Annotated in this window: 13 protein-coding genes and 1 pseudogene; 13 read left to right on the top strand and 1 reads right to left on the bottom strand. The window is 43.0% G+C overall.

The genetic code is table 11. From position 1 onward, the window contains the following. The 7 genes and pseudogenes from ispH (at position 1) to NFR99_RS07420 (ending at position 8,074) form a co-directional block, all read left to right on the top strand. Positions 1 to 846: a 4-hydroxy-3-methylbut-2-enyl diphosphate reductase gene (gene ispH, locus NFR99_RS07450; RefSeq protein WP_135974524.1), complete on the top strand. Its 846-nt coding sequence runs from the start codon at positions 1 to 3 to the stop codon at positions 844 to 846. Continuing rightward, the gene (rpsA, locus tag NFR99_RS07445; protein ID WP_135974522.1) at positions 834 to 1,916 is read left to right on the top strand and encodes a 30S ribosomal protein S1; all 1,083 of its coding nucleotides are present in this window, start codon (positions 834 to 836) and stop codon (positions 1,914 to 1,916) included. Before ispH ends, rpsA begins: the two co-directional genes overlap by 13 nt. Positions 1,917 to 2,154: 238 nt before the next feature. After that, positions 2,155 to 3,120, top strand: coding sequence for a C39 family peptidase (locus NFR99_RS07440; RefSeq protein WP_243126636.1), 966 nt, complete (start codon positions 2,155 to 2,157; stop codon positions 3,118 to 3,120). A 269-nt stretch (positions 3,121 to 3,389) separates the two neighbouring features. Continuing rightward, positions 3,390 to 3,668 (top strand): helix-hairpin-helix domain-containing protein, encoded by a 279-nt coding sequence (locus tag NFR99_RS07435; protein WP_277613456.1) that lies wholly within the window; start codon positions 3,390 to 3,392, stop codon positions 3,666 to 3,668. A 92-nt stretch (positions 3,669 to 3,760) separates the two neighbouring features. Further along, positions 3,761 to 4,123, top strand: a complete 363-nt coding sequence (locus NFR99_RS07430) for a VOC family protein (protein WP_120483941.1) — start codon at positions 3,761 to 3,763, stop codon at positions 4,121 to 4,123. Between the two features lie 28 nt (positions 4,124 to 4,151). After that, a pseudogene (locus tag NFR99_RS07425) lies at positions 4,152 to 4,698 on the top strand (GNAT family N-acetyltransferase). Positions 4,699 to 4,765: 67 nt separating this feature from the next. Further along, entirely contained in the window at positions 4,766 to 8,074 is a 3,309-nt protein-coding gene (locus tag NFR99_RS07420) for a CotH kinase family protein (protein WP_251353322.1), read from the top strand. 33 nt (positions 8,075 to 8,107) lie between these two features. Here the strand turns inward: NFR99_RS07420 and NFR99_RS07415 are convergent, their stop codons facing one another. Next, on the bottom strand, positions 8,108 to 8,926 hold the full coding sequence (locus tag NFR99_RS07415) for a MerR family transcriptional regulator (RefSeq protein WP_135974516.1): 819 nt from the start codon (positions 8,924 to 8,926) through the stop codon (positions 8,108 to 8,110). A 107-nt stretch (positions 8,927 to 9,033) separates the two neighbouring features. On the opposite strand from NFR99_RS07415, the gene NFR99_RS07410 reads away from it, so the two are divergent. From NFR99_RS07410 to NFR99_RS07385, 6 genes are all read left to right on the top strand, one after another. After that, positions 9,034 to 10,380, top strand: a complete 1,347-nt coding sequence (locus NFR99_RS07410; protein WP_251353321.1) for an MATE family efflux transporter — start codon at positions 9,034 to 9,036, stop codon at positions 10,378 to 10,380. A 64-nt stretch (positions 10,381 to 10,444) separates the two neighbouring features. Then, positions 10,445 to 11,071, top strand: coding sequence for a methylated-DNA--[protein]-cysteine S-methyltransferase (locus NFR99_RS07405; RefSeq protein ID WP_120483945.1), 627 nt, complete (start codon positions 10,445 to 10,447; stop codon positions 11,069 to 11,071). A gap of 28 nt (positions 11,072 to 11,099) precedes the next feature. Next, on the top strand, positions 11,100 to 11,396 hold the full coding sequence (locus NFR99_RS07400; protein ID WP_135974512.1) for a DUF1905 domain-containing protein: 297 nt from the start codon (positions 11,100 to 11,102) through the stop codon (positions 11,394 to 11,396). Between the two features lie 28 nt (positions 11,397 to 11,424). Beyond that, positions 11,425 to 12,498 carry a pyridoxal phosphate-dependent aminotransferase gene (locus NFR99_RS07395; protein WP_251353320.1) on the top strand — a complete coding sequence of 358 codons (1,074 nt, stop codon included), beginning with the start codon at positions 11,425 to 11,427 and terminating at the stop codon, positions 12,496 to 12,498. Positions 12,499 to 12,560: 62 nt separating this feature from the next. After that, positions 12,561 to 13,535 (top strand): choloylglycine hydrolase, encoded by a 975-nt coding sequence (bsh, locus tag NFR99_RS07390; RefSeq protein WP_251353319.1) that lies wholly within the window; start codon positions 12,561 to 12,563, stop codon positions 13,533 to 13,535. A gap of 196 nt (positions 13,536 to 13,731) precedes the next feature. Next, the gene (locus NFR99_RS07385; RefSeq protein WP_251353318.1) at positions 13,732 to 15,798 is read left to right on the top strand and encodes an Ig-like domain-containing protein; all 2,067 of its coding nucleotides are present in this window, start codon (positions 13,732 to 13,734) and stop codon (positions 15,796 to 15,798) included. Positions 15,799 to 15,806: the final 8 nt, after the last annotated feature.

The raw sequence follows: 15,806 nt of genomic DNA, 5'->3' as shown, positions 1-15,806 counted from the left end.
ATGAAAGTAAGGGTTGCAGAGACTGCCGGCTTCTGTTTCGGTGTGAAGCGGGCGGTGGATAAGGTCTATGAACAGGCGGAAAAAGCTGAAGGATTCATTTATACTTATGGACCGATTATTCATAATGAGGAAGTTGTGAAAGACCTGACGGCAAGAGGCGTAAAGGTAATCGGCAGCAAAGAGGAGTTAGATGGGCTGGAGAGTGGAACGGTCATCATCCGATCACATGGAGTGTCACGGGAAATACAGGAAAGGATAGAAGCAAGAGGCCTGAATCTCGTAGACGCTACCTGCCCTTTTGTGAAGAAAATTCACAAAATTGTAGAGAGGGAGAGCAGGAAGGGAGCGGGGATTGTGATTATCGGGGACGCCATGCACCCTGAGGTGGAAGGAATCAGGGGCTGGTGCCAGGGGGATGTAACAGTGCTCCAGACAGAGGAAGAGGCGCGGAATTTCACGGCGGACAGTACAAAAAAGCTGTGCCTGGTCAGTCAGACGACATTTAATTACAATAAATTTCATAATTTAGTTGAAATTATTTCCGAAAAGGGTTATGATATAATTGTTTTAAATACGATTTGTAATGCGACGGAGGAACGCCAGACGGAGGCACGTCGTATTGCAAGGGAATCGGACGGTATGATTGTCATTGGAGGCAGACACAGTTCCAATACCCGTAAGCTATTTGAAATATGTAAAAATGAATGTGAAAATACTTACTATATACAGACACTCGATGATTTGGATGTACGTCAGTTACACTCCATGAGTTGCGTAGGTATTACCGCAGGGGCTTCAACCCCAAATAATTTAATTGAGGAGGTTCTGAAAGAATGTCAGAAATGAGCTTTGAGCAGTTGCTGAACGAGTCGTTCAAAACAATTCATAACGGAGAGGTTGTTGAGGGGACTGTAATTGATGTCAAGGAGGACGAAATCATCCTGAACATTGGCTATAAGGCTGATGGTATCATCACGAAGAGTGAGTATTCAAATGATTCCAGCATCAATTTGCGAGATGTCGTCCATGTGAATGATAAGATGGAAGCGAAAGTGCTGAAAGTTAATGACGGCGAGGGACAGGTGTCATTGACTTATAAGAGGCTCGCAGCAGAAAAAGGAAATAAGAGATTAGAAGAAGCTTTTGAGACACAGGAAGTGCTGAAGGCTACTGTTGCGCAGGTTTTGGATGGAGGCTTAAGCGTTATCGTAGAAGAGGCCAGAGTATTTATTCCGGCAAGCCTGGTATCAGATACTTACGAGAAAAATCTCGGAAAATATGCAGGACAGGAAATTGAGTTTGTAATCAGTGAGTTTAACCCGCGCAGAAGAAGGGTTATCGGTGACAGAAAGCAGCTTATTGTTGCAAGGAAAGCCGAGATGCAGAAAGAACTGTTTGAGAGGATTCATGTCGGCGACGTAGTAGAAGGCGTTGTTAAGAATGTGACAGATTTTGGCGCGTTTGTCGATTTGGGAGGCGCAGACGGTCTGCTTCATATATCCGAGATGTCTTGGGGACGTGTGGAGAATCCGAAGAAAGTATTCAAAGTAGGAGAGACTCTTTCCGTGCTTATCAAAGATATCAACGGCGATAAGATTGCCCTGAGTTTGAAGTTTGAGGATCAGAACCCATGGCTGTCTGCATCAGAGAAATATGCAGTTGGCAATGTGGTGACAGGAAGAGTTGCCAGAATGACAGATTTTGGTGCATTTGTTGAGTTAGAGCCAGGCGTGGACGCTCTTCTGCATGTATCCCAGATTTCACACGAGCATGTGGACAGGCCCGCTGATGTGCTGAAAGCCGGACAGATGATTGATGCAAAAGTAGTTGACTTCAATGAGGGAGATAAGAAAATCAGCCTCAGCATGAAGGCTCTTGAGAGCATTGCTCCGGCGCAGGAAACAGAAGAAGAGTAATAATTATGTAACAGTTCAGCCGAAGGCTGAACTGTTACATAATTTTTAGAAAAATTCAGGGAATGCTGCGGAAATGCGGTGTTCCCTTTTTCATATGTGTCCTGCGCTTAAAAAACATTTACAAAATAATGAAGATTTCCTGTTACATTTTCGATAAAATATAAATAGTTACTGACAGGCGTTTGAGAGCAGCTGCCGTGAAGCAGTGACAGTAATACTGAGGGGAGAAATGCACAAAATGGCAAGACAGAGTGATAATTATCGGGGACAGGGCAGGAGTTACGAAAGGCATTTAAGACGGCGCCGCCGTATGAAACAGATGCGAAGAATCAGACGCATCCTGGTTTGCGCGGCAAGCCTGGCAATTGTGCTGGGGACTGTATGGGTACTGAAAGGTATTCTTCCCTCTGAGGCGGAGGGAGCAGGGGTGGAGGTTTCCAGAACGTTGCCGGGTGACGCAGTTCTGAAACAGGACGGTTTGGGGAGCAAGCCAAGTCCTCAAAAAAATGCGGATGTGCCCTATGTAAAGGAACTTTTGGAGATGGAGGAACAGGACTCGCGGATTAGCGATGTAGTGGAAAAAGCTGACTTGTATCCGGAGAGGGTGCTGAAAATGCTTTCAAAGAATATTGAGACACTGGACTTTGTGCTGGATTACTGGGATAAGAAAGATGTGCCGTGTGAGGAAAGCATTGGACAGGCTCCGGTACAAGGCGAGATTCCTCTGCTTCTGCAGTGGGATGAAAGATGGGGCTACGGAACTTATGGAGAAAGTATGGTGGCAGTCAGTGGATGTGGACCGACCTGTATTGCTATGGTAGCGTCAGGGCTGACAGGGCGGACAGACATTACGCCTTACACGGTAGCATCGTACAGTGAGAACAATGGATTTTTGACGAAAGAGATGGATACGAGCTGGGATTTGATGACATATGGCTGCCAGGAGTTCGGGGTGACAGGGACGATGCTGGGGCTGGATGAAAATGCGATGGCAAATACGCTTTCCTACGGAAATCCGATTATTTGCAGTATGGGGCCGGGAGATTTCACGGATAATGGGCATTTTATTGTGCTCACCGGTTATGAAAATGGGATGTTCCATGTCAATGACCCTAATAGCAAGATTCGCAGTGAGAAAACTTGGAGTTATGAGGAACTGAAAAATCAGATTGTAAATATGTGGTGGTATAGTTTGAATGAATAAAGGCGGATACTACTTTATCAGACAAATATAGAGAGTATCACGTTATGAGAATTTAGTATTTTCGAGAGTATTGAATAAAGTGCGTAAGTTATCAGTAACAGAACTTATGCACTTTATTTTTAGGCTTCTTGAAATGCAGCTTAATTTGGAGTAAAATAAGGATGTGTGAAATTTAACAGAGGTGTCAACAGGCGAAAATTAAAAACAGAGAAGTTTTTGGCGGGGAAAGATGAGGGGATGTAGATGAAAAATTACAATTTCCTAAAGAGATTCCAGCGAGTGATTTAAAGAAAATTCCCGGTGTGGGGGCAAATATGGAAAAGCATCTGCACAATATTGGGATTCGCTGTATTGCAGATTTGAGGGGGAAAAGTCCGGAAGAACTGTATCATTTGGACTGTCTGAAAAAAGGATTTCAGGATGACAGATGTGTGTTGTATGTATTCCGCTGCGCGGTGTATTTTGCAGAGCATGAACAGCATGAACCGGAAAAATTGAAGTGGTGGTACTGGAAGGATAAGGAGTATCCGGAAAAAGAAGATAATTAAGAAAGAAAAAAATGAGCAAATGTAATGCATTGTGGAAATTTGCAGAGAAAAATGGCGTAGACAGCAGCTTTTGAGAAGGTGGTGGATGAAAAATGAAATTAAAGAACATTCTAATTGTGGTTAAGGATATGGAAAAGTCCATTGCTTTTTATAGGAATTTATTTGGACTGGAAGTGATTCTTGACAATGACGGCAACGTTATTATGACAGAGGGGCTGGTTCTTCAAGACATAAAATATTGGAAGCAGTTCCTGAACAGAGAGTGCATCGGACGCAATCATATGAGTGAGCTATATTTTGAAGAGGCAGATATCGATGCTTTTGCAAAGAAACTGAATGATTATCCAGAACCAATCGAGTATGTAAATCGTCTGATGACGCATAGCTGGGGACAGCGGGTCATTCGTTTTTACGATCCGGATGGAAATTTGATAGAAGTAGGAACACCTGTATAAAGGCCCGTGGGAGTATTGGCAGGGAGTAGTGGGAAAAATCTATGCGGATTCCCTGGAAGACCCGGTTTCTGCTATGGCGGTGCTGGGAGATTTTTGCTTTCTTCCAGGGAAGTGTAACAGAGAGTTTGTACTGTATCATCCGGGACAGGATATGCGGGACTTTATGATTATGGTGCCGCAGGATAAAGATTGGGCGGATTTGATTGAGGAATGCTATGGGGAAAAAGCAAAGAGAGTCGCCCGGTATGCGATAAAGAAGGAGAAAGATGTTTTTGACAGAGAGGCGTTGCAGAAGGCGGTGGATGAACTGCCGGGCGGATATACATTAAAAATGATAGATGAAAAACTGTTTTGGCATTGCAGGAAAATAGCGTGGTGCAGGGACTGGGTATTGCAGTATGAGGATTATGCGGCGTATCGGAAGTATATGCGGGGCGAAGTTGATTCTGGAGTGTTTGAAGAGGGAGTGGTATCCCAGCTGGGATGCGCAGAATAAGTGGTCGGTGAGCCTTGCAGAAAAGCTGGGGTATCATTTTGCTTATGAATACACGGCGTATGAAGTTACGTATTTTTGATACTCTGAGGCTTTCTTTTTTTCATAAATAAAATATAATTTGGAAATTTAATGGAGGGAAACAGAATTTGAGACAAACAAAATCAAGTTTATCTTTGTTCATAGCAATTACGTTAGGCATTGTGCTGGGGATAATAGGTTCTGTTTCAGTGCACGCTCACGATAAGAGCCCGGCGCCCGGCGTTTGGCTGAACCATTCTGCACAGAAATCAAAACTAAAAAAAGGGGAGACTTTTTTTGCCGGGAAATTCCGCTATGAAGTGCTTTCACTGAAAGGAAGCAGGGGGGGAGTGGCACTGGTTGGCACACGGACAAAGAGAATAACAAAGGCTGTCGTGGAAGAGCAGATTAAAAAGAGCGGCTATACATTGACAGTGCTCTCTATAGGGAAGAACGCGTTTAAAGGCTGTAAGCGCTTACGGTCAGTAACAACGAATACTGTCCTAAAAAGCATTGAAAAAAATGCTTTCTATGGCTGCCGGAAGCTGAAGGAGATTCGTATTGACACGATGGGACTGAAAAAGGCAGGAAAAAATGCGTTCAAAGGAATTCATAAAAGAGCGGTCATCACAGTGCCGGAGGAAAAATATTCGAGGTATGGGAAGCTGCTGAAAGGGAAAGGGCAGAGAGCTTCAGTGAAAATCAGGAGTCTGCATACGCATCATTTTTCTGAGTGGCAGACGGTGACCGCACCGGAGTGCACAGCGCCAGGGGAACAGAGCTCTGTCTGTGCGTGCGGGAATGCACAGACAAGAACGATTCCTGCGCTTGGTCATGCTTATACGGGTGAATTTACGGTTGATGCCGCAGCGACTTGTGAGAAAGAAGGAATGAAATCCAGGCATTGCAATCGCTGTGGAGTAAAAACAGAGCAGACAAAAATAGAAAAATTAAGCCATGTGTGTACGGCTTACAGTTATAATGAAGATGCATCCTGTACGAAGGACGGAACGGAGACAGCGGTATGTGAGATGTGCGGGGTATCTAATACCAGGACAAAGCCGGGGACAGCGCTTGGCCATGCTTACGCAGAGGAATTTACGATTGATATAGCAGCAACCTGCGAGAAGGAAGGGATGAAATCCAGGCATTGCAGCCGCTGTGAAGCGAAAACGGAACAGACGAAAATAAGTAAGTTGGAGCATGTGTATATACATTATCGTTATAACAACGATGCGACCTGCATTACAGATGGGACAGAGACAGCAGTATGTGAAACGTGTGGCAGAGAGCACACGCGGACAAAAGAAAATTCAGCGTTGATTACCAGCGGCCATTGTTTTGGAAGGTGGGAGATAAATGCATCTGCGACATGTACGGCTGCGGGCAGTAGACAGAGAATCTGTTCTTTGTGCCAGAGAAGGGAGACGGAGACGATTCCGGCGTTGGGACATAATTTTATAAATTATATGTATAATCATGATGAGACGTGTGCTGCAGATGGGACAGAAACGGCAGTTTGTTCAAGATGCAGTGCAACAGACACCCGGATAAAGCCTGGCACGATGTCGAACATCCATGCCGGGGAATGGCAGACAGTAATTCCAGCTACATGTCTGGAGGGAGGCAGAAGGGAGCGAAGCTGTACGGTATGCGGAAAAAAGGAAACAGAAGAAATTCCCGCGCCAGGGCACCGGTTTTCAGCAGAATTTACGGTAGATGTCTCTCCGACATGCAGCAGGGAAGGCGTAAAGTCCAGGCATTGCAGCCATTGTGATGCGGTGGCAGATAGACAGGCGGTGGTAAAGACAGGAAGGCATAGCCTTACTGTTTCCAATCAGGAAAAAGCTCCGACGTGCATGGAAGAAGGATGGAAAGCATACAGTTCCTGTGTTTATGAGGGCTGTGAGTATACAACGAAGGAAATATTGTATGCGCTGGGACATACTTGGAATGCGGAAAAGACAGCTTGTACCATATGCGGCAGAGCGGCATTAGAGGATACAGATACGTGGACGGTTCATTATACTGTGGATTCCCTGAAAAGTGAAGGTTTTGACGACGAGGGGAAATACGAAAAGAAGTTTGTCTCTGAAAGAGGCCAAACTGTGACCGTTCAGGCGCCCGCCGCGAAGCTGGGGTATAAGTTTGTGCAGTGGAGCGACGGAAATACACAGATGGAGCGCACAGATACATGGGAGAATATGGATAAAACCATAGAGGCGGTTTATGATTATGATTTTCTCAGTATGCCAGTCATTGCAATTGACACACAGGGTATGGCGGTTGATTCCAGAGATTATTACGTGGGATGTGAAATTGATATCCTTAATACGAGAGAGGAATATACGTTCCGTGATAAAACGGCGCGTATCCGTGGCAGAGGGCATTCTACCTGGGCATTTCCAGGCAAGAAGCCTTATCGCCTGAAATTTGATAAAAAAATAAATCTTTTTGGAAGCGGGGAGGAAAAAGATTGGATATTGCTTGCAAACTATATTGACAGGAGCCTGATTAGAAATCATATTACATATTCCATTGCCAGCTTATTTGAAACACAAAAATATACAACAACGAGTATCTCAGTGGAAGTTTATATAAATGGTGTGTATCAGGGTGTATATACCTTAAATGAGCAGACAGAAACAGGCACAAATAGAGTGGAAATTGATGAAACGGCGGAGGGAGAAGGGCTTGGATTTTTAGTGGAAATGGACTGCCGTGGAGATGGGGAGATGGAAGGGGTGTTGGATAGGGACTGGTTTAAACTTCCATCTGATACAACGCAGCATTATAATATCAAGACGCCGGATACAGATATGATTACAGAGGATCAGGTAAATTATGTGAAAAATTATCTGGATTATGCCTATCAGGTGCTTCAGGCAGGAGAGGGGGGGACTTACGATTACGAGGAGGCCAGCCAGTATTTTGATATGCGTTCCTTTGCGGAAGGATATATTGTAGACGAACTGGTAAAATCTATAGATATTGATGATGGTCTGAGCTTTTATATGTACAAAGACAAAAATGGAAAATTGTGCCGTGGCCCGCTGTGGGATTACGATATTTCCATAGGGAATATTACGCTTGTATATTCGGAACGGGATTCATGGAATAAACTTCGGGCAAAAGGGAATGCGTGGTATAAACGGCTTTTGGAGAGCGGGGAATTTCAGAAGCTCGTTTCTGATATTCTTGTGCAGAAATCCGATGAAATTGTACGCAAAATCGATGAGACGATAGAAGAAGCCAGAAGCCAAAGAGCTTCTTTCGAACGGAATTTTGAGCGTTGGGAGCTGTTGAGCGGGACGCATAATAACGCTCTGGGTGCGATTGAGACATGGGATAACCATTTAAGTTATGTTCGGGAATGGCTGTGTGAGCGGAGTATGAAATTTCTGCTGGAAACATATGGTGAGGCAGATGCTTTTTAATGTAAAATCACATTTTACCGCAATGTGTCTGCTTTATCCCCAAATGGGAATCTCAATCTGAACAATATAATCTTCAATGTTTTCAACGACCATTTCGTTGATGCCTTTCTCATAAGAAAATCCGGAGAGAGTCAGTCCATGTTTATCGGCATATTCGAGGATGGACTGGTACCGCAAGGGTATCCCGCTCCAGTCCCCTTTATAAAAGGCTCTTAAATATTTTCCGCCGGGCTGTATATGCAGCCCGGTTTTTTGTGCCATAAAAGGAATTTCGATAAACAGTTTAGAATAGTCGTCGAAATTTCCGCTTCTCAGACTGGCGACGGAAATCATAGAACCGTAAGAAGCATCGTGCAGGCGGCCAAGCTGGTATTTTGCCGTCTCGGCAGTAATCAGTTCTACCGATTTCTCGAAAGAAGTATCTTTGTCGATGTCTACCGTTACCAGGCATCGTTTTTCTTTTTCGATTATGCGGATTTCTGACAAATCCATAGTGAGTAAAGTATGCATATTTTGCTGATGGCTGCATAAGGTTTTTCTGATAGCCTGCATGTGAAGGATGCTGGAATCTAAATCGGCTATTTTTTCATCCAGAAGGAATTTGAGATTTTTGGCGGAGCGGTTTTTTATGAAATTTTGTATTTCACTTATGGATACATCCAGTTCCCGCAGCAGCAGAATTGTTTCCAATATGGGGCTTTGCAGGTAATTATAGCAGCGGTATCCGTTTGCAGGATTGATGGCAGCGGGCTTAAACAAACCGATTTCATCATACCACATAAGAGTTTTTTTGTTGATTCCGTGCAGGGCTGCGAATTGCCCGATTGTAAGTAATTTACTTTTCTTTTCCATCTTCCCGGCTCCTGAAATTTTTCGATGTCCTATTGACTGTACTGTTACTGTATGGTTTATGATACTGCATGTAGGAGATAAATGCAAGATGAGAGGAGAGAAAATTTATGGAAAACCAAAATGTATATCTAAAGCCGCTAACATTAAAAAGTATTTTGAAATTTGCCGTTCCGACGATTGCCATGAGCGTTTTTATGTCTTTTTATAGCATGGTTGACGGTTTGTTTGTATCCAACCTGATTGGGACGAACGCTTTGTCAGCGATTAATTTGACAGCGCCGGTTATCCAGCTTGTCACTGCTATCTCTACTATGCTTGCTACAGGAGGAAGCGCAGTGATTATGAAAAAAATGGGAGAACAAAAGACGGAGGAGGCAAAAGAGGATTTCACCTTCCTGATACTTGTGAATGTTCTGGTTGGCCTTGTCATGTGCGGGCTTGGATATCCGGTTATGTACTGCGTTTTTGAAGAAATGAACTTGTCTGCGGATGTGGCAGGATACTGTGTGGAGTATTTAAGCCGTTATCTGATGTTTACAGTGCCTATCCTGTTGATGAATAATTTTACTCTTTATATGATTGCAGGTGGGAAAGCGTCGCTTTCATTTCTTTGTTCTGTAGCAGGCGGTGTTTTAAATGTCGTGCTGGACTATGTATTGATTGCTGTGTACGATATGGGAATCAGCGGGGCGGCGATTGCGACCGGGCTGGGATATTCTGTAACGACGGTTGTGGGAATGTTCGTTTTCAGCGGAAAAAAGAGCCTGCTGCATTTTAAAAAGCCGGTGTTCCGTTTCACAGTCCTTGTAAATGCAGCCGTTAATGGATGCTCCGAGATGGCGACTGCGCTTGTCACAGGGATTATTACGATGATGTTTAACTGGACGATGCTTCATTATGTGGGAGAAAATGGTATTGCGGCGGTTACAATCATTATGTATGTACTGATGTTTGCAAGTTCTTTGTATACAGGGTATTCTTACGGTGTCTCGCCTATGATTAGTTTTTATCATGGAGGGGAAAACTATGAAAAGCTAAGGAAACTGATCGCAGTTAGTCTGAGAGTCATAGGTGTGATTTCTATACTGATGGCAGCGGCGTCCTTTCTTTTGACAAAACAGCTGGTATCTGTATTTGCCAACCCCGGTAATCCGGTATATGACCTTGCAGTAACAGGAAACAGAATTTGTACGATAGCGCTGTTTTTTATCGGGTTTAACATTTTTGCAAGTGGGATGTTTACTGCATTATCTAATGGAATCGTTTCGGCAGTATTGGCATTTTCAAGGTCTTTTGTGTTTATGCTGGTTATGATGCTCGTATTGCCTGCTGTTTTCGGTGTGAACGGTATCTGGCTGGCGACGCCTGCAGCAGAGTTTATGGCGCTTGTTTTCTCTGCGGCAATGTTTCAAAAATATAAAAAGAGGTATGGATACGGGAAAAGTATCGGTTGAATCTGTAGTCCGGCCATGATAAAATCTGACTACAAAAAGCGGAAAAATAAGAGGAGGTCAGGGATTGAAAACAAGAGAAGAGGCATTGGCTTATGGCATGTCGTTCCCAAATACCTATCAGGAGGCGCCGTTTCATGATTTAAACTGGCAGCTTGTAAGAGTAAAGGGAAGCAGAAAGGCATTTCTATGGACGTATGAGAGAGACGGTTACATCAATCTAAATGTAAAAGCACATCCTGAGTGGAGGGATTTTTGGAGAAGCACGTATCAATCGGTAATTGCCGCTTACCACCAGAATAAAGAACATTGGAATACGATTATTTTGGATGGGACAATACCGGATGAGGATATCCGGCGGATGATAGCTGAGAGCTATGATCTTGTTACAGACAGCCCGTCAAAAAGGATTTATGAGGCTGTGAAAAAGATTCCCAAAGGCCGGGTCGCCACATATGGACAGATCGCGGAGCTTGCCGGAGATAAAAAGATGGCGAGAGCCGTGGGAAATGCGCTGCATAAGAATCCTGATCCGGGTTCGATTCCATGTTATCGGGTCGTGAATGCAAAGGGGGAACTGGCAGGAGAGTTTGCCTTTGGCGGAGCCGGTGCGCAGGCAAGGCTGCTGGAAGCGGAAGGCGTTGAAGTGAGAGACGGCAAGGTGGATTTGAGGAAATATGGGATGAACGCATGATAAAAAAATTGTGAAGGAGATGAGAGAGATGAATCAAAAAGTGTATGAATATGAATCTCTGATTTATAATGCGGACAGGAAAGGCGGAGTCTATGTGATTTTTCCATATGATATCAGAGAGGAGTTTGGAAAAGGCCGGGTGAGGATACATGCCACATTTGACGGAGAACCATACGACGGGAGTGTCGTAAATATGGGAGTCAAGAATGAGGATGGCAGTGTCTGCTATATTATTGGGATACGAAAAGATATCCGTGCAAGGATAGGAAAGCAGCCGGGAGATAAAGTTTTTGTGACGGTAGAACAGGAAAGTAAAAAGGATTGAAATTTATTATTGTGTGGGGATTGTACAGATGAAAAGCTTATGGATGAATATAACAGAAAAATCTGAAGGGAATGTTATTGATTTTTCAGTAAATACGAATCCTTTTGGTATATCGGAGAGGGTGAGGGAAAGTCTGACGGAAATAGTTGATATTTTGGAGTTTTATCCGGATTCGGACTGCGGCAGGCTGCGAGGAATGCTGGCTGATAAATATAATATTTCCAAGGACAGTATTTTATGTGGGAATGGGGCGGATGATTTACTGTACCGCCTGATTTTTGCTGAAAGACCGAGGAAAGCTGTAGTTATTGAGCCTACATTTGAAGAATACAGCAGAGCTTTGCGGATAGCAGGCTGTGAGGTAATACATTATCAGATGAGCCGGGAAAGGATGTTTGATTTGGATGATGGGGTACTGGAGGTTTTGAATCAGGATATTGATATGGTCTTTTTATGCAATCCGAACAATCCGACAGGATGTCTGACAGCGCCGCCGTTGTTGAAGTGTATTTTGGAAAAATGTGTGCAGAATGACAGTCTTTTGGTAGTGGATGAGTGTTTTATGGAATTTATTCCGGACTGGAAAGACAGGACTGTGAAACAGAAGGCGGCGGACTCACGGAAGCTTGTTGTAATAGATGCTTTTACAAAGACTTATGCACTGGCAGGTTTTCGATTGGGATATTGTATTTCTGGGAATCAGGAGCTGCTTGCTTCTATGAAAGGATGGGGGCAGGGGTTTGGGGTATCTGTCCCGGCACAGTTTGCAGGAATCTGTTCTCTGGAGGATAAAGAATATATGGAAAAGACTTATATATTCCTGGAGGAAGAGAGGGCGTGGCTGTCTGAGCGTCTTGTTAAACTTGGCATGGAACTTGTACCATCTAAGACAAATTATCTGCTTCTTAGAAGTTCGGGAGTAGACATTCGGGAGCAGCTGGAGCAAAAGAGAATGAAAGTGAGAGATTGTTCTCAGTTTTATGGTCTTGGAAGGGAGTACTGCAGGATTGCCATACGGATGCATGAAGAGAATAAACAGTTGGTTTTAGCTTTGGAAGAAATAGAGAAAGTGAATAGAAAAAAGAGATTTGCCTCAAAATAATAACTAAGCGGCATAAAGAAGGAATGGATGCAGGCAGGATAAAGAAAATTAGGAGGAAAAATATGTGTACGGCAGCTGTTTATAAAACAAAGGATTTTTATTTTGGGCGCACACTGGACTATGACTTTTCTTATGGGGAAGAAGTTGTAATCACTCCTCGCAGCTATGCATTTCACTTTCGCAATGCAGAAGTGATGGAGCGGCATTATGCTGTCATCGGAATGGCGCATGTGGAGGGGGATTATCCTCTATACTATGATGCAGTCAATGAGCGGGGGCTTGGAATGGCCGGGTTGAATTTTGTGGGGAATGCACAGTACAGGAAAGCAGTACAGGGAAAAGACAATGTAGCAACTTTTGAATTTATTCCCTGGATTCTTGTACAGTGTGCGACAGTAAGAGAAGCGAGGGAGCGTCTGGCACGGTTGAATCTGACGGAAGATTCTTTTAATCGGGATTTGCCTGTGGCTCAGCTTCATTGGATAATTGCTGACAGGGAAGAAACCATTGTCATAGAAGCGGTGAAAGAAGGGATGAAAATTTATGACAACCCGGTGGGGATATTGACGAACAATCCGCCGTTTGGGCAGCAGTTGTTCCAGCTGAACAATTATATGCAGTTATCTCCGAAGGAGCCGCGGAATCATTTTTCTGAAAAGCTGTCTTTGCGTTCTTACAGCCGTGGGATGGGGGCGCTGGGGCTTCCGGGGGATCTGTCTTCCCCGTCACGTTTTGTCAGGGCGGTGTTTACAAAAATGAATTCGGTTTCCGGGAATTCCGAAGCGGAGAGTGTCAGCCAGTTTTTTCATATTCTGGGTTCTGTGGAGCAGCAGAGAGGATGCTGCGAGGTGGGAGACGGAAAATACGAGATTACGATTTATACGTCATGCTGCAATGCAGACAAGGGCATTTATTATTATACTACTTATGAAAATCGCCAGATTACAGCGATAGATATGCAGAAAGAAGATTTGGAAGGAAATCAGCTGATAAAATTTCCGCTGGTTCAGGGAGAGCAGATAAAGATGCAGAATTAAAGTTAGAGGATGAGCCGATAGAAAGAATGCCGGACAAAAAGACTTTTCACGGCAGTTATTTTTGCGGGAAATTACTATTTTGTTACAATATGGGTTTAAAGTTGATATTATTGTGATGAAATAGTATAATAAAAACAGAATAGCTGCGCAGTTGAAAATAGAAATTTTGGGGGAAAGTGAGAAGGAGTGGGGGCAAATGAAAAAGTGGTATTTTATATTAATTTTGTTTTTCTGCTTTTTGATGAAAAGTAATGTGTACGCAGGTAATGAAGATGAAATCTTCTTATATGTAGGTGAAAAATATGTAATTGAGCAGCAGGAAGGCGTGTTGGCGACATACACTTCCGAAAACGAAGAAATAGCAGCAATGGAGGAACAGGTGATTACCGGAAAATCGTCTGGGGAAACGTATATTGTTGTAAATAATAATGGTGTAGAAAAAAGGTTACATATATTTGTAGGGGATTATAAATTATGTACAGGCCAGGAAGAATTGATGGAATTTGATTTGTCGTCGGTAATGAATGCCTGGGATTCCTCTATAAGATCCAGTGATACGTCGGTTGTAAGTGCCGTAAAGCAGGGACATGACAAAAATGAGGTCAGTTTTTTATTTAATGCGGTCTCAACGGGGATGGCAAATATAACGATTTCTTCAGGCAGCACTGTTTTGGAGAGCTTTGCTGTGGTGGTGCAAAATCATCCGTTAGCATATTTTGAACGAATAGAACCGACCTGTTCACAGAAAGGCAGCATTGCTCACTATGAATGTCTGTTTTGCAGCAAATGTTTTAGTGATGCCGATGGGCAGGAGTGCATGGATGATATTAGTATAGATGAATCCCAACATGAATATGTAATCGTTAAAATAGAGGAGGCAGCTTGCAATAAGAATGGATATGCGGAATATGTGTGTCAGAATTGTCAGCATGAATATACACAATTGCTGAAAGGCGGACATGAATATGAGACAAAAGTAGTGAAACCAGACTGTGTCAATCAGGGATATACAGAATATACGTGTAAAAGATGCGGCGACTCTTTTCGGAACTCCTATGTAGATGCGCTTGGGCATAACTTTAAGACCGTATTCTATATGAATTATAATAGCGTCGCGAAACAAAGCTGTGCGGCTTGCGGGGCTGTTTCGTATAAAATGAATATAGAAGGCGTGATGGTAAACCAGTCGTTCTATCCGCGTAAGTGGGATGCGGATAGTTCAAACCATTATGTGCCATTAAATGAAGAATGTCTTGTAACATCAAGTTTAGATTCCCCTATAAATGCGGGAGTTGATATTAAATATAAATGCCCGATTCGTGAGTCTTCGGGGAAGTTAAAGATTTATGATATAAAAATGATATATGAAGATATGGATACAAAGCAAGTCATGTATGATCATGCGATAAATTGTGTATCGTTTTCATACGATGATGATTACATTACGGATGGATTAGAGGTAAATGTCGGTCATGGAGTCTCTGCCTGTGAACTAAAAATGGATTATGAAGAAAAGAGTGACGATGAAGATGAGGAAGGCTGTTTATTTTACTCCTATGCTTCTTTTGTAGATGTTGGAAATAAACGTTACAGTGTGTTAGGCGTTACTTTTAAAATGAAGTTTCAGAGCAGTGACAAGAGTCCTTACAAAAAGACGTCAGCACAATATGTAGAATTGTCAAAAAGCAAATTAAAAATCGCAAAAGGTTTTTCGAAAAAAATAAAGGTTGTTTATGACCACCGTTCAGAGTATAAACCTCGCTCTTTAAAATGGACGTCTTCGAATAAAAAAATAGCAACTGTGAATTCGTCCGGAAAAGTTACTGCGAAAAAGCCGGGGAAATGCACAATTACATGCAAATTGCCGAATGGCAGGAAAGCAAAATGCAAAATTACAGTCGTGAAAAATGAATATAAAGGGAAGTCGCTGTCTAAATGCAATGCACATGGGGGAAGATATGGAAACATTCATTTTGAGGTAAACAAAGCATACTATAAGGGAAATCAGTTTGTGTTAAAATGCGTAGTGATGAATACACGAATATTCAGAGCAAACAAATTTGATTGGGTTACCATATCTGCCAAAGATACTTATGGGCATGTGATTGCAAAGAAAAAATTTGAGAATGTGCCGATAGACTTAGACGCATATGGAAAAAAATATATTACATTCACGTTTCCGAAGAGTGATGTAAAGAAAAAACGTGAACTGTATCAGGGAGTATGGATAAACACAGATTATGTTTATTGGTATTCATACTAGTAGACATA

Origin of the sequence: Hominisplanchenecus murintestinalis (assembly GCF_943193015.1) — a bacterium.
Taxonomy (GTDB): Bacteria; Bacillota; Clostridia; order Lachnospirales; family Lachnospiraceae; genus Hominisplanchenecus_A; species Hominisplanchenecus_A murintestinalis.
This window is presented reverse-complemented; position numbering and strand designations above follow the sequence as displayed.